This window comes from Pseudoalteromonas sp. Of11M-6, assembly GCF_022347905.1.
GTDB lineage: Bacteria > Pseudomonadota > Gammaproteobacteria > Enterobacterales > Alteromonadaceae > Pseudoalteromonas.
In genome coordinates this window covers 1-23,173 of the sequence record NZ_JAKRFW010000067.1, presented here as the reverse complement: position 1 = coordinate 23,173, position 23,173 = coordinate 1, and the positions used below count along the sequence as shown (strand labels likewise).

20 protein-coding genes and 1 pseudogene are annotated in these 23,173 nt (G+C 43.2%); 11 read left to right on the top strand and 10 right to left on the bottom strand.

Annotated elements, in window-relative coordinates; genetic code table 11:
- The first annotated feature begins 413 nt into the window (after positions 1-413).
- The 5 genes from MHN32_RS21560 to MHN32_RS21540 all read left to right on the top strand — a co-directional run bounded on the left by MHN32_RS21560 (position 414) and on the right by MHN32_RS21540 (position 3,731).
- Positions 414-1,226, top strand: a complete 813-nt coding sequence (locus MHN32_RS21560) for a response regulator transcription factor (RefSeq protein WP_211865252.1) — start codon at positions 414-416, stop codon at positions 1,224-1,226.
- Between the two features lie 129 nt (positions 1,227-1,355).
- Entirely contained in the window at positions 1,356-1,724 is a 369-nt protein-coding gene (locus MHN32_RS21555; protein WP_239422767.1) for a VOC family protein, read from the top strand.
- 596 nt (positions 1,725-2,320) lie between these two features.
- Positions 2,321-2,650: a helix-turn-helix transcriptional regulator gene (locus tag MHN32_RS21550; RefSeq protein ID WP_235368473.1), complete on the top strand. Its 330-nt coding sequence runs from the start codon at positions 2,321-2,323 to the stop codon at positions 2,648-2,650.
- A gap of 368 nt (positions 2,651-3,018) precedes the next feature.
- Positions 3,019-3,300, top strand: a complete 282-nt coding sequence (locus tag MHN32_RS21545) for a hypothetical protein (protein ID WP_239422766.1) — start codon at positions 3,019-3,021, stop codon at positions 3,298-3,300.
- Between the two features lie 119 nt (positions 3,301-3,419).
- Positions 3,420-3,731 carry a cupin gene (locus tag MHN32_RS21540; protein ID WP_211865257.1) on the top strand — a complete coding sequence of 104 codons (312 nt, stop codon included), beginning with the start codon at positions 3,420-3,422 and terminating at the stop codon, positions 3,729-3,731.
- A 211-nt stretch (positions 3,732-3,942) separates the two neighbouring features.
- On the opposite strand, the gene MHN32_RS21535 is transcribed toward MHN32_RS21540, so the two are convergent.
- From MHN32_RS21535 to MHN32_RS21525, 3 genes and pseudogenes are all read right to left on the bottom strand, one after another.
- Positions 3,943-4,836: an alpha/beta hydrolase gene (locus tag MHN32_RS21535; RefSeq protein WP_239422765.1), complete on the bottom strand. Its 894-nt coding sequence runs from the start codon at positions 4,834-4,836 to the stop codon at positions 3,943-3,945.
- Between the two features lie 626 nt (positions 4,837-5,462).
- Positions 5,463-5,612 (bottom strand): annotated as a pseudogene (locus tag MHN32_RS21530) (DUF479 domain-containing protein); the annotation flags it as partial.
- A gap of 11 nt (positions 5,613-5,623) precedes the next feature.
- Positions 5,624-5,980, bottom strand: coding sequence for a helix-turn-helix domain-containing protein (locus MHN32_RS21525; protein ID WP_017217773.1), 357 nt, complete (start codon positions 5,978-5,980; stop codon positions 5,624-5,626).
- 143 nt (positions 5,981-6,123) lie between these two features.
- On the opposite strand from MHN32_RS21525, the gene MHN32_RS21520 reads away from it, so the two are divergent.
- The 5 genes from MHN32_RS21520 to MHN32_RS21500 all read left to right on the top strand — a co-directional run bounded on the left by MHN32_RS21520 (position 6,124) and on the right by MHN32_RS21500 (position 9,211).
- Positions 6,124-6,720 (top strand): NAD(P)H-dependent oxidoreductase, encoded by a 597-nt coding sequence (locus tag MHN32_RS21520; protein ID WP_017217774.1) that lies wholly within the window; start codon positions 6,124-6,126, stop codon positions 6,718-6,720.
- Positions 6,721-6,729: 9 nt separating this feature from the next.
- Positions 6,730-7,272, top strand: coding sequence for a peroxiredoxin-like family protein (locus MHN32_RS21515; protein ID WP_211856716.1), 543 nt, complete (start codon positions 6,730-6,732; stop codon positions 7,270-7,272).
- A gap of 8 nt (positions 7,273-7,280) precedes the next feature.
- On the top strand, positions 7,281-7,643 hold the full coding sequence (locus MHN32_RS21510) for a hypothetical protein (RefSeq protein WP_239422764.1): 363 nt from the start codon (positions 7,281-7,283) through the stop codon (positions 7,641-7,643).
- A gap of 384 nt (positions 7,644-8,027) precedes the next feature.
- On the top strand, positions 8,028-8,216 hold the full coding sequence (locus MHN32_RS21505) for a hypothetical protein (RefSeq protein ID WP_158299150.1): 189 nt from the start codon (positions 8,028-8,030) through the stop codon (positions 8,214-8,216).
- A gap of 74 nt (positions 8,217-8,290) precedes the next feature.
- Entirely contained in the window at positions 8,291-9,211 is a 921-nt protein-coding gene (locus tag MHN32_RS21500; protein ID WP_239422763.1) for a hypothetical protein, read from the top strand.
- A 275-nt stretch (positions 9,212-9,486) separates the two neighbouring features.
- Here the strand turns inward: MHN32_RS21500 and MHN32_RS21495 are convergent, their stop codons facing one another.
- The 7 genes from MHN32_RS21495 to MHN32_RS21465 form a co-directional block, all read right to left on the bottom strand.
- Positions 9,487-10,002: a hypothetical protein gene (locus tag MHN32_RS21495; protein ID WP_239422762.1), complete on the bottom strand. Its 516-nt coding sequence runs from the start codon at positions 10,000-10,002 to the stop codon at positions 9,487-9,489.
- A gap of 109 nt (positions 10,003-10,111) precedes the next feature.
- Positions 10,112-12,784 carry a TonB-dependent receptor gene (locus MHN32_RS21490; RefSeq protein WP_239422761.1) on the bottom strand — a complete coding sequence of 891 codons (2,673 nt, stop codon included), beginning with the start codon at positions 12,782-12,784 and terminating at the stop codon, positions 10,112-10,114.
- A gap of 74 nt (positions 12,785-12,858) precedes the next feature.
- Positions 12,859-13,902, bottom strand: a complete 1,044-nt coding sequence (locus tag MHN32_RS21485; protein ID WP_239422760.1) for a FecR domain-containing protein — start codon at positions 13,900-13,902, stop codon at positions 12,859-12,861.
- A gap of 23 nt (positions 13,903-13,925) precedes the next feature.
- Complete coding sequence (locus tag MHN32_RS21480) at positions 13,926-14,501, bottom strand: RNA polymerase sigma factor (RefSeq protein ID WP_174169620.1); 576 nt, start codon at positions 14,499-14,501, stop codon at positions 13,926-13,928.
- A gap of 87 nt (positions 14,502-14,588) precedes the next feature.
- On the bottom strand, positions 14,589-17,333 hold the full coding sequence (locus MHN32_RS21475) for a family 20 glycosylhydrolase (RefSeq protein ID WP_239422759.1): 2,745 nt from the start codon (positions 17,331-17,333) through the stop codon (positions 14,589-14,591).
- Between the two features lie 142 nt (positions 17,334-17,475).
- Positions 17,476-19,761, bottom strand: coding sequence for a family 20 glycosylhydrolase (locus MHN32_RS21470; RefSeq protein WP_239422758.1), 2,286 nt, complete (start codon positions 19,759-19,761; stop codon positions 17,476-17,478).
- Between the two features lie 86 nt (positions 19,762-19,847).
- The gene (locus tag MHN32_RS21465; protein ID WP_239422757.1) at positions 19,848-22,376 is read right to left on the bottom strand and encodes a TonB-dependent receptor; all 2,529 of its coding nucleotides are present in this window, start codon (positions 22,374-22,376) and stop codon (positions 19,848-19,850) included.
- 267 nt (positions 22,377-22,643) lie between these two features.
- Here MHN32_RS21465 and MHN32_RS21460 point away from each other — a divergent pair.
- On the top strand, positions 22,644-23,173 hold a 530-nt coding region (locus MHN32_RS21460; RefSeq protein ID WP_239422756.1), incomplete at its 3' end, for an ISAs1 family transposase.

Below are 23,173 nucleotides of genomic sequence, written 5' to 3'. Positions count from 1 at the left end.
AAATAGTAAATGAGAGATAAATAAAAGAAGCAACAAGGCTGTTAAAACAACCTTGTTGGATGAGTATTACTTGACAGCAGCTGAGCGTCCATATATGTCACTTATTTTTTAGCTAGATATAGCAGCGGCGCAGCAATCATTTATCAAGGCTCAACACAAGTATTGGTTGGATTAGCAGCGTGGAAAGAAATTGAGGGTGATTTGGAAATTATACTTTAGGCAAATACGGTTCAACCGCAGTATTAACACGTGTATCTTATTACCAAGATTGGATAAATAAGCATATCAATAAAGGCCAGTAGCAGGTAAAGCGCGTCTAAAAAGCAGACCATAAAACGGTTGCAAAATTTACCAGAGTCTTAGTTTTTATTTGCTGTAAGCTTCAACCGTCCATAGCTAGAAGCGGAGGTTTTATGGATTACAAAACATTTTTCCCTTGTGAAAATTTATCTTCATTTATCAATTGCTTTTGGACACTGGAGATTACTGCAGATAAAGGTGCCGCAAAGCAACGCATTGTCCCCGACGGCTGCATTGAACTGGCCTTTATATTGGGCGACGATATTAAGCGCTATACATCAGAACATGACTACATACTGCAACCGCGCGCGATGGTGCTTGGACAAACCGTTTCACCTTTTTATATTCAACCAACCGGATACGTTCACACCTTTGCAGCCAGCTTTTTTCCTTATGCCTTTTCCCACTTTATTTCGAAACCTATAAAAAACTTAATAAATAAGGAAACATCGATTTACGAATTATTTAAGCACGATGAGGCCGCGAAGCTTGAAAGCGATATCATCCAAGCGCGAAACACAAGCCAAAGGATTGAGATTTTAGAGGCCTTTCTCCTTCACAAGCTTAGCGACCCACGGACAATTGAGCACATTATAAAAACAACGGTAGACATTATCTTTGCACAAAATGGCGATATATCGGTTAATGCAATCACCAAATCAAATCCCAATAAAAGGCGCCAACTAGAGCGGAAGTTTTTAGACCTTGTCGGTATTAGTCCAAAACATTTAAGTAAACTTGTACGCTTGCAAAGCGCTTTAACACTCCTCATAAATCGTGAAGACAACCTCACTAACATCGCGTACAAAAGCAATTATTATGATCAGTCTCACTTTATTAAGGACTTTAAAGCGCTCACGGGGGTAAACCCGCGAGCGTTTCTCGATGACGAAAGCATGACGCTTTCACGGCTTTTCTATAAATAGTCCTGTCGCTTTTTTACAATTAATTGTTGTCTCCCCACGCTATCTTAAAGTCGAACTCGTTGAACCTTAAACGAGTCCAGCCTAGTCACCAATAGCTAGCCGACACACATAGAAAATAAGGACGACAACATGCACAGCTTCGCATCAATTTTTGAAATTCCAGCAACCGACATAACGCGCGCCGTAAAATTCTACGGCCGCATTTTTGCTGTCTCCATTGAAACCATAGATATGCCTGAAATGACAATGGCACTCTTCCCGTACGAGGGGCAATCTACCGTAGGTGTGATTGTTCAAAGTGAAGGTTACACTCCTTCCAGCACTGGCGTCACTCTGTATTTAAACGCGGGTGAAGACTTACAGCAAGTGCTATCGAAAGTAGAAGAAAGCGGTGGAAAAATACTGACCCCCAAAACCCCACATGCAGACGAAAGCGGCTTTTTCGCGTTATTTTTAGATACAGAAGGCAATCGATTAGGCCTGCACTCACCGAAATGAATTCGCGCTTTCATGGTAATTGGAATAAGTTAATACTTGCGATATAACTCTGCCCATAAGCAGAGTTTAATTTTTAACAGAGGTTAGTTTGCCATATTCGCTTATCCCATAATACTTTGCTTGGATAGTGCTGTTTTTGCGCCGCTTTGGGCTTTGGGCTTTACTACTTTTTCCAATCTTTCTGTTGCTTGACTTTGATTAATCATTATTGTGACCTCTTCGAAGTGCACATAAAGGGCAATGAAGATTTGCATGTTTTCGCTCAAGACTAAAGTAATTGCATTGCCCGCTTAGCATGATGTACAGCAACTTAAAGTATGATTCTTTTGGTTTTACTTTCTGAGTTTGTTCCTTCATCGCTCACCATCTTAAAAATTAAAAAAGTGTGAATAAATAGTCTTATGAATACTTGAACGCATATTGCACTCACCTGCACTAATAATTATCACATGCTCTAGAAGTAAGAGAATATATGAGCTTTTGTCCAATGTGTTTGACGATTTACAGTGGTTACAGTTAAAAATAAAACATTGACAGTAAGAAACATAAATTTCACAATTATACATATTCACCCATTCATAAATTTGGCAAGGACGATGACAGAGCAGGAAAAAGGCAAGACGAAAATGATCGAAGATCTTAGCCTAATTGGCTCTAAGTTCAGTGGTGAAAATATTCTCTACATGCGTTTATCGCTCGGCCTTAGTCTTCGAGGTTTTGCTAAATTCTTAAATATGGGTGTATCTCATCAAACGGTTAGCGGATGGGAGAGTGGAAGTAGTAAACCCTCTTTTGAAGTATATGAAGAGTGTGTTGAAAGATACTTAAGAAAGAGAAACCAAGTTACCTTTTTTTCTCTAAATGGTTATTTTTTTAACCCTATCACTTTACATTTTGTAAAGTCAGTCGTTAGCTTTAAAAGGTAATAAGCTGATTAGTAATAATTTTTAAATTATTTATTGATGGTGAGATATTAGCTATGGAGCATTTCTTCACCCTTTTTGACAACACCCGATTTTCAATCACAGAAGTTACTTTTTTCATTCTGTTAATAGCTGTAGTCATAGCAAACTATAAAGATGGGCATCGAATATATTTGGCAACGGTGCTCTTTTCTATGAAGGTAATAGACTTATCAATTAGACCTCTATTGCCATGGAATTTAATCGTATCTCAGAGTGCCTACTTCATCTTAAATTTAGTCACCGTCATGCTAATAATATACCGTATATCTATCATCAACTGGTTACAGAGCACAACTTCGATCCGATTACCCTTGTTTAATAATGATAATATGGCAAAAGAACAAGGCGCTATTACACACATTTACTTTGCAGTAGCAGCGTTATGCTTTGCAATGATTTTGGAGCATGTAGTCCGGCATCCAGACTTAGTACATTTACCTAGTGACTGGGCAATTCAAACTCAATTGATTTACGACAGTTATCCGATCATAGTAAACGTATATACCTACATTTTACTAATTGTTCTATTTATTATGACCATTGATGGCTGGGCCATTAGGAAAATGCGAGCGATGGAAGAGAAAAGAAACGCCAAAAAACGCTTAGGTTAAGTGTCTTACTCACGATATAAAAACAGTAGAGTAATGGCTCCCACATAGGACTCATTACTCTACTAAACGCAGCATGGGAGTCATTATGGGTTTAGGCCATTTAGCTAGCTGGAAGCATCATGGAAATAATTAGAAGCAAAACATTCACAGCACAACGCGCTTGGGGCGCAAAAGACATCGCCAATATGAATGGTATTACAACCCGCCTGCATTGGACTGATCAGCCTTATAAGTGGCATGTTAATGACGGTGAAGAAGTCTTTGTCGTGTTAGATGGCGCGGTTGAAATGTTTTATAAAGAGAATGGCGTTGAACAATCAGCCCTCTTGCAAACTGGTGATATCTTTTATGCTTCAATTGGCACTGAGCATGTTGCCCACCCTCGTGGCGAGGCGAGAATTTTGGTCATAGAATCCGAAGGTAGCGTATAAGGTTAGGGTCGGTGTTAAACACCGATATCCGTTAAACTGGATAAGTCTAAACTTGAACTGTCAGAAGCGGAGATTCATTTAGGGTGCTCATAAAGTCGACCTAGCAGCAAGAGAGCTCAGTGACGCTCAGCATAGCCGCTTCGTCACATTTGAGCCATTAGTTAACTACGCTCTTCTATTTGATCAACATCAGCAAAACAACAATTTCGAATTAGTGGGAAAAATTATTTTGCTTTATCCATTGTATCGCAATATCTAGAGGCTCTGCTTTATTAGTATTGTGGCCTAGCGATGGAAATAATACATATTCAAAAGGCTTGCCCTTAGCTTTCATCCTATTCAGTTGCTCGATACACATTTTGACTGGGATCTGTATGTCCTGCTCTCCGAAGAGCCAGAGCCCAGGTATCGATAAAGAATTCAAAGAAATTTGCGGGTCCGTTGCTTTAAAATCATATCTGTCAGGATCATGTAAAGTATGTTCACGCGATTCTTCATCAGTATGAGTTTTCCAAAAGTCTTCTCTACCATTTGTATAAAACTGAAATCTAAGTTGTTCCAGAGTTGTGATTGTAGGGCTACTGAAGAGAACCATAAACTCTACTGATTGATTATTGAGTGCGGCAATTGGAATAATCCAGCCAGCCTGACTCGCGCCAATAAGTCCAATCGATAACTCTTTGTCATAGCCATGAACCACATCTACCGCAGCACTTGCATCTTTCGCAAGCAAAGTTAAATTATCAACACTTATATTATTGGTTCCCACCTGAGGCCCTACGTAAACGCCACCAGATTCACCAACCCCACGCTTGTCGTACGTCAAAACTAGTAAGTCTCTCTTAGCCAGTGACTGTGCTAACTTAGTCATTCGTGGGACAGGATCAGAGCCGTGCACTAATACTACCGCAGCTCGTGCATCTTTAGGTATATACATGCTCCCTGATAATTTTACACCTTCGCTTTCAAAAACGACCTCTTCTACAATAGTAACGTCATTTGATTGGTGTTTTTCTTCGTTGAGAGTGTGACTTTGGTCTCTATTGTTTGTAGTACAACCTGACGCAAAAATTAGTAAAAACAAAAAATATCCGAGGTTTCTCATTTTTTAATCCATAATGAAATTAAAGAAACCTTGAGACAGCAAGGTTTGCGCCAACATAAAAACCAATGATTTCAGTTCTTTAATATTCTCATTTTCGACTAGAGTACTCAGTATGACCACTAATTAGTCATACTGACCATCTATTGAAAACCCGTGTGAAATTGGTCGTTTTTTGAAAATGTAAGCCCATGCCTAAGTGAACTACACGAAGGGATATTTTGAATGCCCGTTCCTGCTCAAATCGGGCCCTTAGTTCATTTATATTAACGGGTTTTGTAGCATAAATGAGTTAGTTGAACACCTGCTATGCAGCATCGAAGACTCTCCCAAGAAGAGCGCCGACAGTCTCAAATTCGCTCTTAGCAGCCATAACTCCCTTCAAAACGGCATGATTAGATATCAGCGACGACAATTAAACCCACTATCGCCTTGAATTTTTGCAAACCACTACACCTCACTCAAATACTGGATCATCCGTCCTGAGCGTTTCTCTTCTTTAAAGTCACAACTGGTTAGACGATATTAAACGAAGTTATCTGTTAAACAGCGGGTGTCGTGGATATCGCCAAGTAGAAACACTCGGCAATCGCCGCTTGCTAATTGTGATGGGTGTCAGTTATTTTTGTATGGTTATCTATAAATTTATCGACTAGATAATGATTATCCAATGCCTTTTTCACTGTGAGTGGCAAGTTTTTTACATGCCTTGTTCCGCCAAAATCGCCAAGCAGATTTCCAAAATAAGAATCTGCATTGGGCTGTGCTAAATAATTCAAAGTAGCTACTGTTAAATTTGATGGGACTCTGACCAGATCCTGAGTTCATCTAAAATACTCAGTGCGGTTTTGCCAAAATCGGTTAATTCATAAGTTACAGCGACAGGTCTGTCACTTATCACTTTTCTACGAACCATCCCTTCACTTTCTAGTTCCTTTAGGCGTTGGTCGACCATTTTTTTGCTGGCACCGCCAAGCATACGGGTTAAGTCATTAAACCTTACAGGTTCATCTTTAAGGTGATAAATAATGGAACCTTTCCACTTTCCGCCAATTAAACGCATGCCTTTTTCGATAGCACAGGGTTCAGTGCATGCATTTAAAACTTTTTTTCTACCTTTACTGTCTGTTTTTACGACACTTTCCATCAGTTTTCCTAAAAAACAACTAGGTTACTAAAAGTATACTAATTGATAACTTAAATCAGGTTACTAAAATATACCACACATTGATTGAGTAGGAGAGTGTCTCTCTTACTTATTTTTGCTGAAATTTAGTTTGGAGTTGTTTTATGAGCACTACTGATCTTAAAAACGTATTAATTATTAATGCCCACCAATATTACCCATTCTCTGAAGGTAAGCTAAATGCAGCCTTGATTGATAAGGCAATAACCATGCTGGAAGATAAAGGTTATAACACGCGCGTAGTAACAATGAGTGACGGGTACGATGTGGAGGAGCAATTAGCACTTCATCAATGGGCAGACATTGTATTTTTGCAAACACCAAGCAATTGGATGGGCGTGTCTTGGTCATTCAAAAAGTATATGGATGAAGTATACACAGCAGGCATGGGAGGAGCTTTATGTGTTGGCGACGGTCGCACAGCAGAATCACCAAAGAAAAACTATGGTAAGGGCGGCACGTTAACCAACACCAAATACATGATGTCTCTCACCTTTAATGCGCCGGAAGAAGCCTTTAATGATCCAGAAGAATTCTTCGATGGGAAATCAATCGACGATTTAATGTTCCCTATGCACATGAACTTCAAGTTCTTTGGAATGAAGCCAATGGAAACATTTGCGTGCTTTGATGTGATGAAAAACGCAGATGTTGAAAACGACTTCAAACGTTTCGAAACGCACATTAACAAGCATTTTTAAGGAACAGTCATGAGCATTGATTATACCAATAAGCTTCATGCAGGTTCAGACTTTCCTGCAATTGAAACCAAACTTCTAAATGGTGATATTAAAAAGTTGTCTACGCCTGAAAATGGTTTGGATTGGAAGATGGTTGTTGTTTACCGAGGGCAGCATTGCCCACTTTGTACTCGCTACTTAAACCAGTTAGAAAGTGCGAAAGACCAACTCGCTCAAACAGGCGTAGATTTGATAGCCGTTTCTGGTGACAGTAAAGAACAACTCGAAAGTCATATGGAAAGACTTAATGTGACTTTCCCTATCGCATACGGTCTTACTGTTGAACAAATGCAAGAACTTGGGTTGTTTATATCAGCTCCAAGATCGCCTGAAGAAACTGATCATCCATTTGCTGAGCCGGGGCTATTTGTTGTCAATAATGAAGGAAAAGTTCACGTAGTAGATATTTCAAACAACCCGTTTGTAAGACCTGAACTTCAGTCATTGATTAGTGGCTTAGGTTGGATACGAAATCCTGCAAACAACTACCCTATTCGTGGTATGCATAAATAGGAATTCCTATGAAAAAGGTTGTATTTACTGCTGTTACTTCAGTCCTATTGTTTGGAAATGCGTTTGCACAAGACACGAAGGTCGAGGCTGCACACATTGCATCTCCAAACCAATATCAACTACTGCTAGAGAACGAAGAGGTTACCGTACTTAAAATGACACTCAAACCAGGGAAACAGGATAACTGGCATAAACACAATGCTGAGACTGTCTACTTCGAAAAAGGTGGCAAGGCGACGATAACAACGAGTGAAAAAGACATGACCTTGGAGATCCCGGATGGCTACGTGATGTGGCATGACCAATGGGAACATCAAGTTAAAAATGTTGGTGATACAACAATCACTGCAATTATCGTGGAGAAGAAATAATCATGTCAAAGACACAAATCAACATTGATATCGTTTCTGATGTGGTTTGTCCTTAGCGTGTAATTTACTATGGTCGCTTAAAAGCAAATCGCTGACACCCACCACTAATTATTATAGTGATGGGTATCACTTATTTTCCTGCTTATGGATTAGGGCTAAAAGTGTATTTTAAACTGGATTAATAAATGACACGGTCTTACGTTGTATGTAAGACATTGCCCATAGATATGGGTGGGTATCCATTGTAATATAGTTTCCATAGGAAACTATATTACAATGGAGTCGAGGATAGTTGACAGCAGGTCAATTGTGACCTTGACTATAGATGGAGAGGCGTTAAAATGCGCCACCCAGTTGATTTTAACTGGTTATAGGAGGTTGGGTATGGGTGAGATTATACAATCCATTAAGCAGTTTCTAGCACCAGGGATTGATGAGAGTAAGAACGCTGAAATACACGTCCTTTCACGAAGAGATGGGTCTTTTCACGTTGATGAAAAATCGTTCCGAGAGAGTGATGTTGTTAAGCAGCAAATAAGATCGCTAAGAAAGGCTGAAAAAGAGCGGGCTTAATTAGCTCGTTCTTGATATTGACCAAAAAGGGAGCATGAAGCTCCCTTTTTAGTTCTTAAAGTGCAAGGATTTCTATGATAAAACCCACTATTTTATTAGTACTACTAGTTACCATTATCGGCTACGTATTTTGCATCCGCTGTCATTTAACGAACCCAAAGTTCTGTAAATCTGATGGTTATCATACATTTTTGAACTCCGCTGTATGGGGGGCTATTTTTATGATATCGGCAACTATCATTTTATACTTTTTGGATTACTTTCAGAATCAAGGTGGACTACTTACACATGGGATTATGAGCATTGTTCGAGAAGCTTTCCCCCAAGTCTATTTTCCACTCTATGGTGTCAATTTAGCGCAAATTGCTTTAGTAGCATTAGTTTTGTCTTTTTTCATTCCATCTTTACTCATGTTTTGTGCAACCAGATTAACAGGAGAGTCTCGTCAATATGTTCGTGCCTTGGCTTTCAGAAAAATAGCTCACACAGATGACTCTCCAGAGTTTACTTCTATTTTTTACCAGAGTTGGGACTTTGGCCTACCAATTGCCTTTACGTTATCAAATGGCAAAGTATACATAGGTTACGCTTTCACAGGAGGTACGCACTTAAACGATATTATGGTTCTACCATTTCGTAGTGGTTACAGAAGTAAAGAAGAGAACCGACTTGAAATCGTCACAAACTACGAACCTGTATGGGACGAACTAGAACACGAGTTCACGGAATTAGAGAATGAATTCACAGAAGAGTTTGATGAACTAGAGGGGGAATTAGAGGGCGAGCTAGAGGATAAATTAGATAATGATTATGAGCCTGTGAACTTAAACAAGTTTTTAATCAGCATACCAGTTCGCGAGATAATACATGCAAACCTGCACGACTTTGATTACAAGGATAAGTTCAGTAAATATGAAGTATCACGGAAAGAAGATAAGGATGAAAAAATGAATGCTGTTATTGCTGCGATGAAAAAGATGCTTAAACTAAACTAATTGATAGACGCAGGTGACTTAGAAACGTTTCGAAACGCCTTTAATGCTCATATCACCTACAACAACACCCAATGGCTAGCACTTGAACATGCAAAAACGCCTCAGAGGGCTTCTGAGGCGTTTTTTTAGTTTTCGGTAAAATAGTGTGTACTAGCTCAGACTTAACCTGACGGTTACCCGTTTTTGAATCGGTGACTGTCAGCCTAGATTTGGGCTAAACTCTTTTCAACATTATTAAAATTAAACCCACTATCGCCTTGAGTTTTGGCAAACCACTACACCTCGTTCAAATACTGGATCATCCGTCCTGAGCGTTTCTCTTCTTTGAAGTCACAACTGGTTAAACGATATTGAACGAAGTTATCTGTTAAGCAGCGGGTGTCGTGGATATCGCCAGGTAGAAACACTCGGCAATCGCCGGCTTTGAGTGTGTCTGTTCCTCGAGATACAAGGTGGGTTTCGCCGTTTGCTGTGGTGATGGGTTTGTAAGTTGTCATTTCCATTTCGCCGGATTGCACAGCATAAAATACCCAACCTGCGCCGTGATCATGGGGCGGGCGGTACGTGCCCTTTTCTTCGGCATGGACTAGCAGCATAAAACCATGGTCAGGGTCTTGGTAGAGTGTTTTTGATGCTAGTCTTTCACGCATAATGCTCGCAAGCCAAGGCTCGTGCGGTGGAGACTGAGTAAGTTCGCTTAACAACTCACGTACTGTCACTGTGGTGCTTGAATTTAGCCCGCTCCAGTTGGCTTTTATGTCATTGACGATTTTATCTAAGCTATTTTGCATTGCCTCTGCCTCTTATCGTTTGGTCACTGTCATTCGTTTAAGAGGAGCATACAACTTCAAGTTCACTTTAAGTCAAGGAATAGAATTGCTCGAATAATAGCGGTGCCGCTTAAAACTGATAACTTAACGAAAGTTTGATGGTGCGACCAAAAATGGGTCTAGCATAAAAGATAGCCTCTTGGTGGCTTAAATCATCCCTAGGATTGCCCTCAGTTAGCCCCAAAGCATTGCTGAGGTTTTTAACCTCAAGCTGTGCGCTGAGCTGTTCATTAACTGCCAACTCGGTAAATAAATCCCATGTTTGATAGGCTGGTAAGGCAAAACGATTAGCGATATCAGAATAGCGTTTACCAACATACGACCAGGTGATAGCCGCGGTAATAGGTCCTGCTTTGTATTCCGGCGTTAGTCGTAGTTGTAACTCCGGCGTGCGTGTTATTTGATTGCCATTAAATTCGCTTTGTGGCAATTGCTTAGGAATGCCATAAAACCCAGCGTCTTGCCACACACCTATCGCTCTAAATTGCAAATCTGGACTATATTGATAGTCAAATTCGAACTCCAGCCCTCGTGTTTGGGTATTGATTGAAACGGCTTGTTGAGTCGTAGCCGCGCCGCGATATACCGTAAGCGGGAGCGGATCAAACTTGGTTTCAAATAACGCGCCACTAAACTGCCAATCAGCGGTTTGATAACGCAGTCCAACTTCACCTAACGCCAAGCGAATGGGTTGACCAAAATCTTGTTGTACGCGCTCTTCTTCACTTTTAGCCCACCCGCGGCCATTGCCGTAATTAATGAGCCGTGGCATTTCAAAGGCGTCGGAATAACGTGCAAATATCGCCATAGCGTCGCCGATTTGGTAATTTGCGCCAATACTGAGCGCATTTTGCGTAAAGGAATCACGTAAAGTGGTAGCCGGGAGGTAGTGAGAATATGTGGCCTTTGATGAGTCTGTGTACGACTTTACCCCTTCAAGTAGTGTGCTGGTGAGATTCAGATGTTCATTACGAAGTGCCAAATCAACTCTAAGGTTTTCAGTGAGCTGCCAGTCAATATTGGCATACAGCGAATGTGATTGAGACAAGCCGCTACCGCTTAAATAAACGGGACCGGCGTAAGATAAAAAACCTTGCTCGGTAAAATGAGCAATCACATTTTCTTGCCCATCAACCAGTACGATGTCCAGCCGTTCTGGTTGATGCTTTACATCCGTTAGTAACGCGCCAAGCCATTTATCTAGTGGTAACTCATCAAAATCACTTCGAGCGTAAATATGGCCGAGGGTCAGTGACCACTGCGCGTCGAGATAGTCCACACTAAAATGATTTACCAGCTGCTGTTGCCTGTAACGTGAATATAAAGGATAACTAGCGGTCACGAGACCATTACCATTAAGCGTTGCAGGGTTGGCAACTAAGGTGTTATCTGAATAACGTAAGTATCGAGGGCGCAATGCGCTATTTGCAAAGTGGCGTTTAAATTCGGTGATATCAGCGTGTTGTAATCGGCTTGTGGCGTCGACTATGGTTTGGTTGCCCAAATTCATTAAGGTATACAAATCATTGTTTAGGCTTGAAAATCGCGTACGATTGCTCAGGTTAACGTGTTCAAAAAGCGGCGTATTAAATAGTAAAGTGTAGCTATTTAGGCGTGTTTGCTGAGCGTCTTCTAACTCACGCTGCACGCGTCCTTCTGGAGTGAAGAAGGTGAGCGACCTGAGATCGTCGCTCAGTAGGGTTCCATCGTCATAAGGCAGGCTCGCCAGCTCTCGAATTTCGCCGCTATTTTGCATCACTAAAGGCGCGTAAAAGCTGGTTTTATCGTTTAAATGTTTATAGCTAAAATCAAGCTCAAATGCATCGGTTAACCAGCTCAGGCGCGCACTCAACTGTCCCCCTAAATCGCTTTGATAGCCCGGCTCCCGAATACCGTCGGAAGTACGATAAAACCCGCCTACCGTATAAAACCATTCATCATTCAACGCTCCGCTAAATACGCCATCAAAACGAGTGTAGTCATAGCTCAATCCCTGACTCACTTTCACTAAATTAAAAGGATTTTCTGAGCCTCGCCTGCCGATATAGTTCACCATTGCCGCAGGCCCGTTCACGGTAAAAATACCGCTACTGCCGCCCCGCACCGCTTCAATGGCTTGATGGGTTAAGTCTGGACGTAAAAAAAAGTCCCCCCAAATACCGTCATAGGTCACGGGTAAACCATCTTCCATCTGGCTGATAAATCTAAACCCTTCGCCGCCTCTAAGTCCCCTTGGCGCAACATTATTGTTCGTTTCGCCACCCGAGTCTTCAACCCAAAAGCCGGTGATATTTTTAAGCGCTTCTGCACTGGAATACGGTGTTTGTTTTTCAAGTTGTAGGCTTGCGAGCTGAGTGATTGAAATAGACGAGTTTAAAATGCTACGGTTTTTGCCGCTTACACCCGTTACGATAATGCGCTCAAAGTGTTGTGCAGACTCAAGTTTTTTAGGAGTCACAAAAATACGCTGCTGCTCTGGGTCTAGGGAAAAGTCGTAGGCGGCTTGTTGAAAACTGGTGAGCAAGACTTGTTCGAGGGTGTAGCGGCCAGTTATCTGCTCAACGCTAATGTTATCTGGAATTTCGGCTGCACTTAACTGCCAGCCACTTTGCGCAGCAATATCGAGTAAACGCTGCTGCAAAGTCGCTTTAGGCAAGTTAAATTGATGATCCGTGGTAGCAAATGCAACGCCACCAAACCATATTAACCACGCTAACAGCGGGATTAATAGCTTGAATAACATAGTTTAAATCAATGTCTTTATTATTGTATAAACTTTGTACCACTTATATTGTGACTTTACTATGACACTTTTAGCTAATTTGCGATTAGGGTGTATTCCTCGCCTTTTTGCATCACGGTGATCGGATAAATTTTTTCTAAACTGTTGAGCCAATCGCCTATTTTAGTGGTTAAAAAGGTGCCGTTGTAGGTCAGTTTTGCTAGGCGTTGATCGCTTAACTTCACTTTGATTTCGCTATATCGCGACACATCATTAAGCACATTGCCTAGTTCTGCGTTTTGATACACTAAGTAGCCTTTTTGCCACGCCATGGTCAACGCTTCACCCTGGGCTTTACTGCGGGTAACTTCGCCTTGCTGTGTGACTTCTACTGCTTGCCCTTGGGTCAATTTGATTGCTTGTTGCTGAGTCACAGCCACACGGCCCTCAAGCACATCGACTCTAATTGAAGCCGGATTGGCGCGAACATTAAACACTGTGCCTAGCGCCTCAACTTGGCTATTTTGGTAGCGCACGATAAACGGTCTCTGCTTGTCTTTATTCACGCTAAACAGCGCCTCACCTTGATACAACAGCAGTTCTCTTGAAGTGTTGCTGTAGCGTACAGCCAATTGGCTATTGGCCCCTAAATCAACCTGACTATTATCATCAAGCGTAATGGTGCGATGCTCATTGACCTTGGTTTGAAAGAACTCGCTGTACACTGTATCGACAGGGGCTGGCTTAGCAATGGCAACAGGTGCTTGCTGTAGTGGCTGCTCTGGTGCCATAAAAGTCACCAAACCAACCAGCAGCAAAGTCGCGGCAATCGCAAGATACCAAGACTGAGCGCGGCGTTTGGATTGTGGTTTAATGACTGTTGCAGCCGTGGCGTTTTGTGCATCCAGCTGTGCAAACTGCTGAGTAACATAGTCATCGTCAAGTTGGGCTGAAAACGTCCAAAGCTCCAACATTTTGTTGAACACATCACTGTGTAGCGGATCTTCAGCTAGCCACGCGTTTAGCGGCTGTGGATATTGAGTGCTGTCATGAGGTGAGATCTGCTGCTCGTCTAAGACTAATAACCAATCAGCGGCTTGTTCTTCAATTATTGCTAAATCGTCAGATAATGGAGTCATGTTTATATCCTTAACACTCATGATCAAAGCTCATGCTGTAACTGCTGGTAGCAATGACGAACTGCACGTAATACATATTTTCTTACCATACTTGGGGATATCTGTAAGGTCAAAGCTATCTCCTCATAGCTTTGACCACGTATTTTATACAATAAAAAAGCCAGCCTACATTTGTCGGGTAAGCTTGCGAGAGACTTTTCCATTTCTTTAAGTAGCTCTTGGTTGTGGTGGTTTTGTTCAGGGTTAGCACTTGCGTAAGGTTGTGGCATTTGATCGCTATCGTGCTCACGGTCATCAAACGGGCTACGCGCTTTACGCCGCAGCTTATCAATGGCCAAATTGGTTGCAATTTTATACAAGTACGCGGCGATATAGTTGCTGACATTATCCTGCTCAAGTCCAAGCAATTTCACAAACGCCTCTTGGGCAACGTCTTCCGCCTCACGTTTGTCTAACCCTTTGCCCATAATGTGGCGGATCAGCTTTTGCTGTTGTTTTAAAAACAACTCCTCTACCTGTTGACGACGTGCAAGGTCGTCGTTTGCAGCTACCTTAGTGGTATCGACTGCTTTACGCTTAAAAGATAATAACGGTGGCATGAATACGCATCCTACTCTTCCATTTGTGTTAGCGTGCAGCGAACCCATAAATTAATAGGTTCGCTGGCATTGCTTAAACCAATTTGCTTAATTAACCGTTGCGACTCGGCTTACCTTGCCCGAATCACTCACCGTTCTGAGTTGTACTTTAGATGACGCGGTCAATGTCACAGGCCCTTCATAGCGATGCCATGTTACGCCTTGGTCAATCGAATACTCCGTAGCCATGCCAACAAACCGGGTATTGACGATTAACTTACCACCTTCAATCGCGCCTCCAGGTAATGGAATACGATAATTTACCCCGACCTGCTGTGGTATTTGAGCATTAATATCGACCACTTGGTAATAGTCCAATAGTGGTAGAGCGTATTGTCCTAAAGTGTTGGTAAAGGTGTGCCAAGCCTCGGTAGTCGCTGCGCCTTGCGCTGGCATATCTTGCACCCATGCACGCTCAGCGGCCCCCAGTAATTTCGGGAAAGTCATATAATCAAGAATTTCTGGTGACTTTTGGTTTTCGCCAAAAAGTTGCGCCTGAATACCTTGAACATTTTGTTTACCCGCTTCGCTCAGTAACACCCATTTTGGATCCCACGGTACTGGGTTGCCCAGCTTGTCATGCTCGGCGTTAGCGTAGATATTAAACGGACGATATTCAAACGCCTTTTTGGTATCTGTGTAACCTGCCCAGTGATAGCCAATTTCATCAGGATGTTTGTTATACGCAAGGTCAAGATACAAGTTTGTCGCATGGGCCAGCACGACTTTATGACCTTGGTTCGCAAACTTGTAGGCCTGATGCTCATTGCCCCAACCCCACACGTTATTCCAAAACACGGGGAATATCTCACCGTAACTTACATTACCCGTACCATTGTGCGATAACACATCGCCCCAAGTTGCCATATCAAAACCATGCTGATTGACTATCTGTTTCCAGCGTAAAAAGAAGTAGTCAAACAACTCTGCATCGGTTTTGCCCGCCGTAGCTGGGTTTTGATCGACCGCTGGAGATTGCGCCCACCATTCATTCGGGCCTAAATGCGGCAGCTCGTCACCACCGCCATGCAGCCGAGTCAATGTTGCATCGGGCACGGCATCATAAATGGCGCGTGTTTCTTTCACCACATGGTTGAGGAAAGTAAAGGTGCTCTCAAGCGCTGGGTTAATAAAGTTGTCGGTATAAAATTGTGGAGTGTAATACTGCGACTGGTCGAGCGGATCAATCAACCTAAAACGATTTGCTTCAACTGGGTCGCTATCTTTGTATTTGTTGTAGCGATATTCCATCGCTTTGATTGCTGCGCGCGCATGGGCTGGAAAATCATATTCGATGATCACATCAATATGACGGTCAGCGGCATACTGAAGAATTTCTTTAAAATCATTCACCGTGTAGTAGCCCCAGCCTTTACCGAGAAAGTTTTGCTGAGCAATTTCAAACCCCTGATAACTAGGCGCGGTGCCTAAGTTTGCAGCGGTTTCATCCGTGGGTTTATTTTCAATCCCATCTCCTGGTGCAAAACCATTGGCAGCTCCCATAAAAGTATGCAGCATCGTGCTTTCGCTCAGGTCATACCCTCGCTTTGCCCCAAACTCCGTGAGTTCAGGAATACCGGGTATTTCTAGTCGCCAACCTTCATCGTTGGCAAGGTTAATTTCAAATTTGTTTAACTTGTAAAATGCCATTAAGTCCAACAACTTAAATACCGTTTCTTTGCTTTGGAAATTACGCGACACATCCAGCATCATGCCTCGATATTCAAACCGTGGTGCATCCAAAATGGTGCTAGCGGGTAGTACGGCATTGTCGGACAAAGTGGCTGAGTTTTTAGCCGTTTTATACACAGCGGTAGGGATCATTTGACGAAGTGTTTGAATGCCATAAAACACCCCTTGGGCGTCACTTCCGGTAATGGTGATCCCCGAAAATGCATCGACCTCAAGCTTATAGCCACTTGAGTCCGGCTGATTGTCTTGATTGGTATCGAGATTTGGGTCTAGCTGCAACTTGATAAGGTTTGGGCCATTTTGCACAGTGCTATTAATCGCAAATGTGCCGCTCAGAATATCGCGTAGCGCAGTTTGTAAGAAAGTGGCTTCTTTCGCCAATGAAGCTGGCGCTGAAATACTGGTTAATTGGCTCATCAAAGTTAAGAATTCATCATTCGGTGTGACCACTGAATGGGGCTGCGGAACCAAGCGATTTTTTAGCGGCAATGTCATGTGCGTCGCGCTGTTTTCGGCGAATCGGATGGCGGACGTTTGCACCGGCATATTATCGTTAACCGCTTGCTTTGTTTGTTTTGGATCGCTTGGGTTCATCATCACGTCCACCAGCACAGCTTGAGGCGCTTGATTATTGTAGCTAATGTGAAAACCCGACGGTGAGTCGTTTTTCAGCATTTGCCAATACTGTGCAACGATTTCAATAGTACGAGATTCACCCGGTTGAATGGGGGCAAAACCCGCTGTGGGCTTAAGTACAAAGTAATCACCACTTTTTGCGTCATCGGCATTTTCTAAACTTAGATTCTGTGCGGCGATATGCTGGCGCGCATACTGACCATTTGGATCTGAGTCTGGTAGTACGCTTGCAGGCGGCCTTACCGAGCTAAAATAAAGCGCCCAGCCAGACTCACCCAATGGCTCAAAACCATTATTAGTAATCGTCAGACTGCCAAGAAAGATATTCTCTCCAATGCCATGATCCACGACTTGCCAGCGTAATGCTAAGTTATCAGGATGAGGATGTGCGACGCTATTGTGGCTCGCAGTCAACAAGGCTAAGCCTGACAGTGAGGCAGTAATTATCTGTTTTTTTGCAAACATGTTGGCTCCTAAAATATTGTTATTGTTCGGATAGAGCGCGTACTGCTGCCACTCTATCTATGTAAACGTTTGAGCCGAGGAAGTTGGGAATGGAATCATAAATAATGCCCTAATTACGTATTTAGTATTAGGGCTGGTGTGATTAATATACCGCTATTTCATCGATATACAGGGGAAGTTTGGGGATTTGAATATCGTCAGATTGCTTACTATTAATGGCCACCACCTTTAAAAAGCGCACACTTACAGGAGCAAACGACAACACCGACATGGGCCCACGCGGATTATTAACCTCAGCTAACGTTTGCCACTGCTGTTTATCACTTGAACCCAGCACTTGAATATGTGTTGGCGGGTGCAGTTGTCTGTGTCGCCCGCTGTCAAAGCCCAGCTTAACCTGCTGCACTTGCGTTGACGCATCTAAGTCAATAACCGCCTCAAGATCGGTATCGTAAAAAATCGCATAATCATCAACGCTGTAAAATTGATCATAAGCAAATTGACCATCCTGCAGCTTAATCGCAGAGCCTTCGGCGGCTAGCGAGGCAAGCGTTATTTCTTTTCCAAGCGCTAAATGAGGTGAAAGCGTTAAACGCGCATCGCCTACCAATTGCCCCAAATCGCTTACATAACTGCGGGCACGAAGCTGCGTTTCGTCAGTTATCACTAGTGGCTTTTGATATTGCTGCGATTGCAGCGTTGGCTCGCTGCCGTCTAAGGTATAGTAAATAGCCGTGTCGGCAATTTCAGAGGTAATGGTGGCGACGAGCTGCTGCCCATTAATCTCGCTTGAAATAATAGGCTTATGGCTACTATAAGCGGTATTGAGGTGCATCTTCTGGTAGCGTTTTATAAGCGCGGGTAACCGATATTGGCTGTAATCAGACCACGACTTTAGTGTTTTATCCGACCACAATGTTTCGGCCAGCGCACTCAAGCGCGGAAACAGCATATACTCGGCATGACGAGGTGTTTTTATATATTCAGTCCAAAGTGCCCCTTGCGCACCAATAATAAAAGATTGTTGCTCAGCAGTTAAGTGGCTGGGCTGTGGCTCATATTGATAAACGTTTTTTAGACTTGAAAGCCCGTGGATGGCTTTGGGTTCGTCAAGATTGCGCGATTGATAGGCATCAAAATAAATATATTGATAAGGGCTCATGATCACCTGATGGCCCATTTTTGCAGCTTGGATGCCTCCTTCCGTGCCCCGCCAAGACATGATCACGGCGTCATCCGCCACCCCTCCTTCTAATATTTCATCCCAACCAATTACCGTTTTTCCAAGATTTTGGACGATTTTAGCGACCCGTTTAATAAAATAGCTTTGCACTTGCTCAGGTGTGGTTAACTGATGCTGTTGCATCAACTTTTTCACCTCGGGGCTTTCTAACCACTGCTTTTTTATCACCTCATCGCCACCAATGTGGATATATTGGCTCGGAAATAGCTCGGCAACCTCTTTGTATACAACAGCAAGAAACGCAAACACGTCTTCACGGGGACAAAGCACATCTTCAAAAATCCCAAACTGCGGCTGTACCTTTACTGCGCGCTGGTGGCAAGATAACTCGGGATATGCGGCAAGCATCGCACTGCTGTGCCCCGGAATATCGATTTCAGGGATCACTTCAATATGTCGCGCCTGCGCGTACTCAATCACTTCCTTAATTTGCGCCTTGGTATAAAAGCCCGATACCGTTTTATTATCAAACAGTGGTTGATAATCATAGGTATGGCCAACCACGGTATGAGGCCGTGTTGCCCCAATCTCGGTTAGTTTAGGATACGCATCAATGGCGATTCGCCAGCCTTGATCATCGGTTAGGTGCCACTGAAAGACATTGAATTTATGCATCGCCAGCCAATCGATATAACGCTTCACGAACGCCACATCGAAAAAGTGCCGACTTACATCTAAATGCATGCCACGGTATGAGAATCGGGGCTGATCTTTTATTTCTACCGCAGGTATTGCCCAATTCGCCTGATTGATGGGCATACGCGACTCTATCTCAGCAGGGAGTAATTGTCGCAGTGACTGCATCCCCCAAAATAATCCGGTCGCAGTATTCGCTTGTATTTCAACCCCTTCAGGCGTCACGCTCAGCGCATATCCCTCTTGAGATAGCGGTATATCGACAATCTTAAAGGCAATACTATTTTTAGTTGTGCTATCAGCCTGAGACACTGGCAACTGATAGCCCGTAGGCGAGCGTAAAAAGGTCGCTAATTGCTGCGCAACGCTTTGAGCTTGCTGCTGGTTAAAGGTAATTTTACTGTCATGGGTAAGGTTAAAGTGACCATTACCAACACTAGCACTCAGTGGTTTTGGGGTGATCTGTAGCGCTGCACAAAGTGGTGTGAGCAACAAAGAAAACAGTAATAAACTGCTTTGCAAAAATGTATAAAAGACACTCTGGTTCATAAATAACTTCCTGAGAAAAGCCCGCTTTTAGCGGGCTTGAGTGAACTAATGAGCACTGGGCAGTGTGCAAATTAGCAAGGGAAATACTAGAAATTAAGCGTCAGCGAGGCGCTGATGGTGCGTCCTAAGATCGGCCGAGCATAGTAATAGTCGTATCCTGCTTGAACATCGTTGATGGCCCGCGGGTTTCCTTCGGTTAACCCGAGCTCATCACTGATATTTGTCGCTTTCACATGCAGCGCAACCGCGTCGGTAAAGCGATAATTCACCCCCATGTCGATTGTGGTGTAGGCAGGGAGCTCAAACTTATTCTCCCCATCTGAGTAACGCTCTCCTAAATGGTGAATAGTTAAATAGATATCACCATCGTCAAAGTAGTAGGTTGGCGTTAACCTAAGCTGCACTTTGGGTGTGCGCTTCACTTGCTTGCCTTCCCAATGTGCAAATGCTCCGGTAAATCCTTCCATTTTTGGGTCTTGCAACACGCCTGTCAGCTCAAGCTGTAAATTGTCATGCGCCTGCCACACTGTTTCAAACTCAAGACCATCGGTGACTGTATCTATGGTTTGATTCGCCACCTCACCATCGCTGCCGGTAAAATTACGTTCCACTAAGTCATTAAATTTAGTTCTAAACAAGGTCAATGATGCACCAATTGAATCACCAGCATAGCGAGCACCCAACTCGCTAAAGGTTAGATTAACGCTGTCATTAAAGTCGGCATCAACCCCTGAGTGAATATTCTGACCGAAGCTCATTAACCTTGGCATTTCAAAGGCATCGGCATAACGACCAAATACTGACACATCATCTGAGAAGGTATAATTGAATCCCACCGTCCATGCGGTTTCGGTTTCGCTACGAGTTTTTGACTGGAATTTGTGTGACGGCATATCGACGTAATTGTTGGCAAGATTGTTATCTATGTCATTACCAGCGCTGTCAAAAGCGCCCGCAACAGGCTGTGCAAATGTGGTTGCGGAGGCGGTGCTATCTAGCTCCAACCACTCAATCCGTACACCACCGTCAATACGAAGGTTATCGGTTGCTTGATATTGTTCATTGATAAATAAAGAGTTGGAAGTACTGGTACCAAAAGCGGTTGCCTGTCCCCAACCAGGAGCATAACCTGTTGAACCGTGGTCAGTTAATTGACCCACCACTTGTTGATTGCTGTTAACTGCAACAATATCGAGTAATCGAGCATTGTCTTTTACTTCCGTTAAAAACTGCGATTCCCATTTATCAACTGGCAAAGAGTCCGCATCTACATAGGCAAATAACCACCCTATGGTCAGCGTGTGCTGATCACCTTCATAGGTAAAATTGAGCTTATTAACAAACTGCTCGGCATCATAGCGCGAGTAAAGCGGGTAGCTTGTGGTGACTAAGCCGTTTCCGTTTAAATTGCTAACATCTGTCAGTATTTCACCACTATCGACGTATCGATACCGTGCGGCAACGGCGCCATCACTGGCAAACTGGTCCAGCATATTTTGCACATCTTGCTGTCCAAGTCGGGTATTGGCATTGACGAGCGTCGAGTTATCGAAGTTAAGCAAAATATACATGTCGTTTTCAAACTGTGAGTAACGGCCAGCGGTATTTAGCAGCCAACGGTCGCTTAACTCCCAATCTAAGTGATAGCCCAGCGTACTAAACTTGGTATGCTGCCCATCTTTAAGGTCTCGTGTTTTATAGCTGCCATCAGGCTGTAAATAGTGTAAAAAGCGCTGACCATTACCAATTAAGGTGCCATGCTGTGGGTCAACACCAGCAATGCCTTTAGGGTCACTTTGATCTCTAAGCGGAATAGGCACAAAGAAAGTGGTATGGTCATTGAGGTGTTTGGCAGACAGCGTGAGTTGGCCTTTGTCGAATTCACGCACTAAATTGAGTCGAAGTTGACCGCCGTGATCTGCGGTAAACTCTGTGTCTCTCACACCATCAGAACGACGATAAGAGCCACCTATCGACATTTTCCAGTTGTCACTAATGGGTGCGCCATAAAAGAACTCGCCGCGATACATGCCGTAATCGGCAGCGGTTAAGCGGATCGTCGCTTCTTCAATATCATCCGGTTTACGGGTAATAAAGTTTACTAACGCCGCGGGGCCATTGGTGGTCAGTAGGCCTGAGGTGCCCCCACGAACCGCTTCCATATGTTCAATCGTAATATCTTGACGCTGATAAAAATCAACCCAAACGCCGTCGTACACCACAGGTAGCCCGTCTTCTTCAACGCCAATGTAACGGAAGCCTTCACCGCCACGTAGTCCTCTAGGTGCAACATTATTGTTGGTTTCACCACCTGAATCTTCAACCCAAAAGCCTGGCACGCTTTCCAGTAGATCCGCCGTACCTAGCGGTGCTTCTCGCGCCAACTGTTCGGCATTTAATGTGGTAATTGAGACCGATGATTCCAACTTAGTTTGGCCACGCCCACCGCTGCCAGTCACGACAATTCGCTCAAGGTCGAGTAGTTTCTTTTTTTCTGTAGTTTCTTGCGTCTCTTGTGCTTGTGTTTGTGCAACCGCTGTGTGCGAACCCAATAACGCGCCACTGATAGCAAGCGCAATAAGATGTTTGTTATAACGAGATGTATTATTGCTCATGGTATTCCCTTCATTCTTGTTGTTGGCAGAGCAAGTGAGTGAAGCTCTGTAAATCTATAAACGAACGAAGGGAAAGTTTTAGGAATATTTTTTTGATAAATTGATTTACCGAATTTTAGTGCGTACTTAAACATTTCTGTACCCAAATGATTTTTGGTTTAAGGTTTGGCGCTTAGCACGGTAGGATCACACTTTGTAAAAAGGCTTTAACACCCAGCTTTTTACCGAGCTAATAACGCCCACATTATCACTATCTACTTGTCATCTATGTCGTTATTTAGCCACCTTGAACTTGTTGAAGATAAGCGTTCTTCTATTAACCAACATCATGATCTTACTGATGTCTTGTTTCTTATCATTTCGGCGGTGTTATCCGGCTGTGAAGGCTGGAAAGATATCGAAGTGTTTGGGCACAGCAAGCTGTCTTGGCTCCTACAGTTCAGAGTATCTAAACACGGTATTCCAACGCGACATAGCATTGCACGAATTCTTAAGACAGTAGAGACTGATTCGTTGGTTTTGGCCTCGTTCAGTTGGGTCAACGAGCAACGGTCTCAGTCAGGTAAGCCAATCATTGCGTTTGATGGCAAAACCCTGCGCGGTGCCAGTAAAAAGCGTGAGGATAACTTACACTTGGTGTCTGCTTTTGATTGCGAGTCTGGTTTAACTTTGTATCAGCGAACGGTAGAAAATAAGTTCAATGAGATACCGGCAGTTAGGGCCTTATTAGATGTGCTCGATATTTCGGATTCTATCGTCACACTAGATGCACTATGTTGTCAGAAAGCGACACTTTC

Coding starts and splice junctions, on each gene's coding strand:
- MHN32_RS21560 (WP_211865252.1), top strand. CDS start 414: ATGGATTACAAAACATTTTTCCCTTGTGAAAATTTATCTTCATTTATC.
- MHN32_RS21555 (WP_239422767.1), top strand. CDS start 1,356: ATGCACAGCTTCGCATCAATTTTTGAAATTCCAGCAACCGACATAACG.
- MHN32_RS21550 (WP_235368473.1), top strand. CDS start 2,321: ATGACAGAGCAGGAAAAAGGCAAGACGAAAATGATCGAAGATCTTAGC.
- MHN32_RS21545 (WP_239422766.1), top strand. CDS start 3,019: ATGGCAAAAGAACAAGGCGCTATTACACACATTTACTTTGCAGTAGCA.
- MHN32_RS21540 (WP_211865257.1), top strand. CDS start 3,420: ATGGAAATAATTAGAAGCAAAACATTCACAGCACAACGCGCTTGGGGC.
- MHN32_RS21535 (WP_239422765.1), bottom strand. CDS start 4,836: ATGAGAAACCTCGGATATTTTTTGTTTTTACTAATTTTTGCGTCAGGT.
- MHN32_RS21525 (WP_017217773.1), bottom strand. CDS start 5,980: ATGGAAAGTGTCGTAAAAACAGACAGTAAAGGTAGAAAAAAAGTTTTA.
- MHN32_RS21520 (WP_017217774.1), top strand. CDS start 6,124: ATGAGCACTACTGATCTTAAAAACGTATTAATTATTAATGCCCACCAA.
- MHN32_RS21515 (WP_211856716.1), top strand. CDS start 6,730: ATGAGCATTGATTATACCAATAAGCTTCATGCAGGTTCAGACTTTCCT.
- MHN32_RS21510 (WP_239422764.1), top strand. CDS start 7,281: ATGAAAAAGGTTGTATTTACTGCTGTTACTTCAGTCCTATTGTTTGGA.
- MHN32_RS21505 (WP_158299150.1), top strand. CDS start 8,028: ATGGGTGAGATTATACAATCCATTAAGCAGTTTCTAGCACCAGGGATT.
- MHN32_RS21500 (WP_239422763.1), top strand. CDS start 8,291: ATGATAAAACCCACTATTTTATTAGTACTACTAGTTACCATTATCGGC.
- MHN32_RS21495 (WP_239422762.1), bottom strand. CDS start 10,002: ATGCAAAATAGCTTAGATAAAATCGTCAATGACATAAAAGCCAACTGG.
- MHN32_RS21490 (WP_239422761.1), bottom strand. CDS start 12,784: ATGTTATTCAAGCTATTAATCCCGCTGTTAGCGTGGTTAATATGGTTT.
- MHN32_RS21485 (WP_239422760.1), bottom strand. CDS start 13,902: ATGACTCCATTATCTGACGATTTAGCAATAATTGAAGAACAAGCCGCT.
- MHN32_RS21480 (WP_174169620.1), bottom strand. CDS start 14,501: ATGCCACCGTTATTATCTTTTAAGCGTAAAGCAGTCGATACCACTAAG.
- MHN32_RS21475 (WP_239422759.1), bottom strand. CDS start 17,333: ATGTTTGCAAAAAAACAGATAATTACTGCCTCACTGTCAGGCTTAGCC.
- MHN32_RS21470 (WP_239422758.1), bottom strand. CDS start 19,761: ATGAACCAGAGTGTCTTTTATACATTTTTGCAAAGCAGTTTATTACTG.
- MHN32_RS21465 (WP_239422757.1), bottom strand. CDS start 22,376: ATGAGCAATAATACATCTCGTTATAACAAACATCTTATTGCGCTTGCT.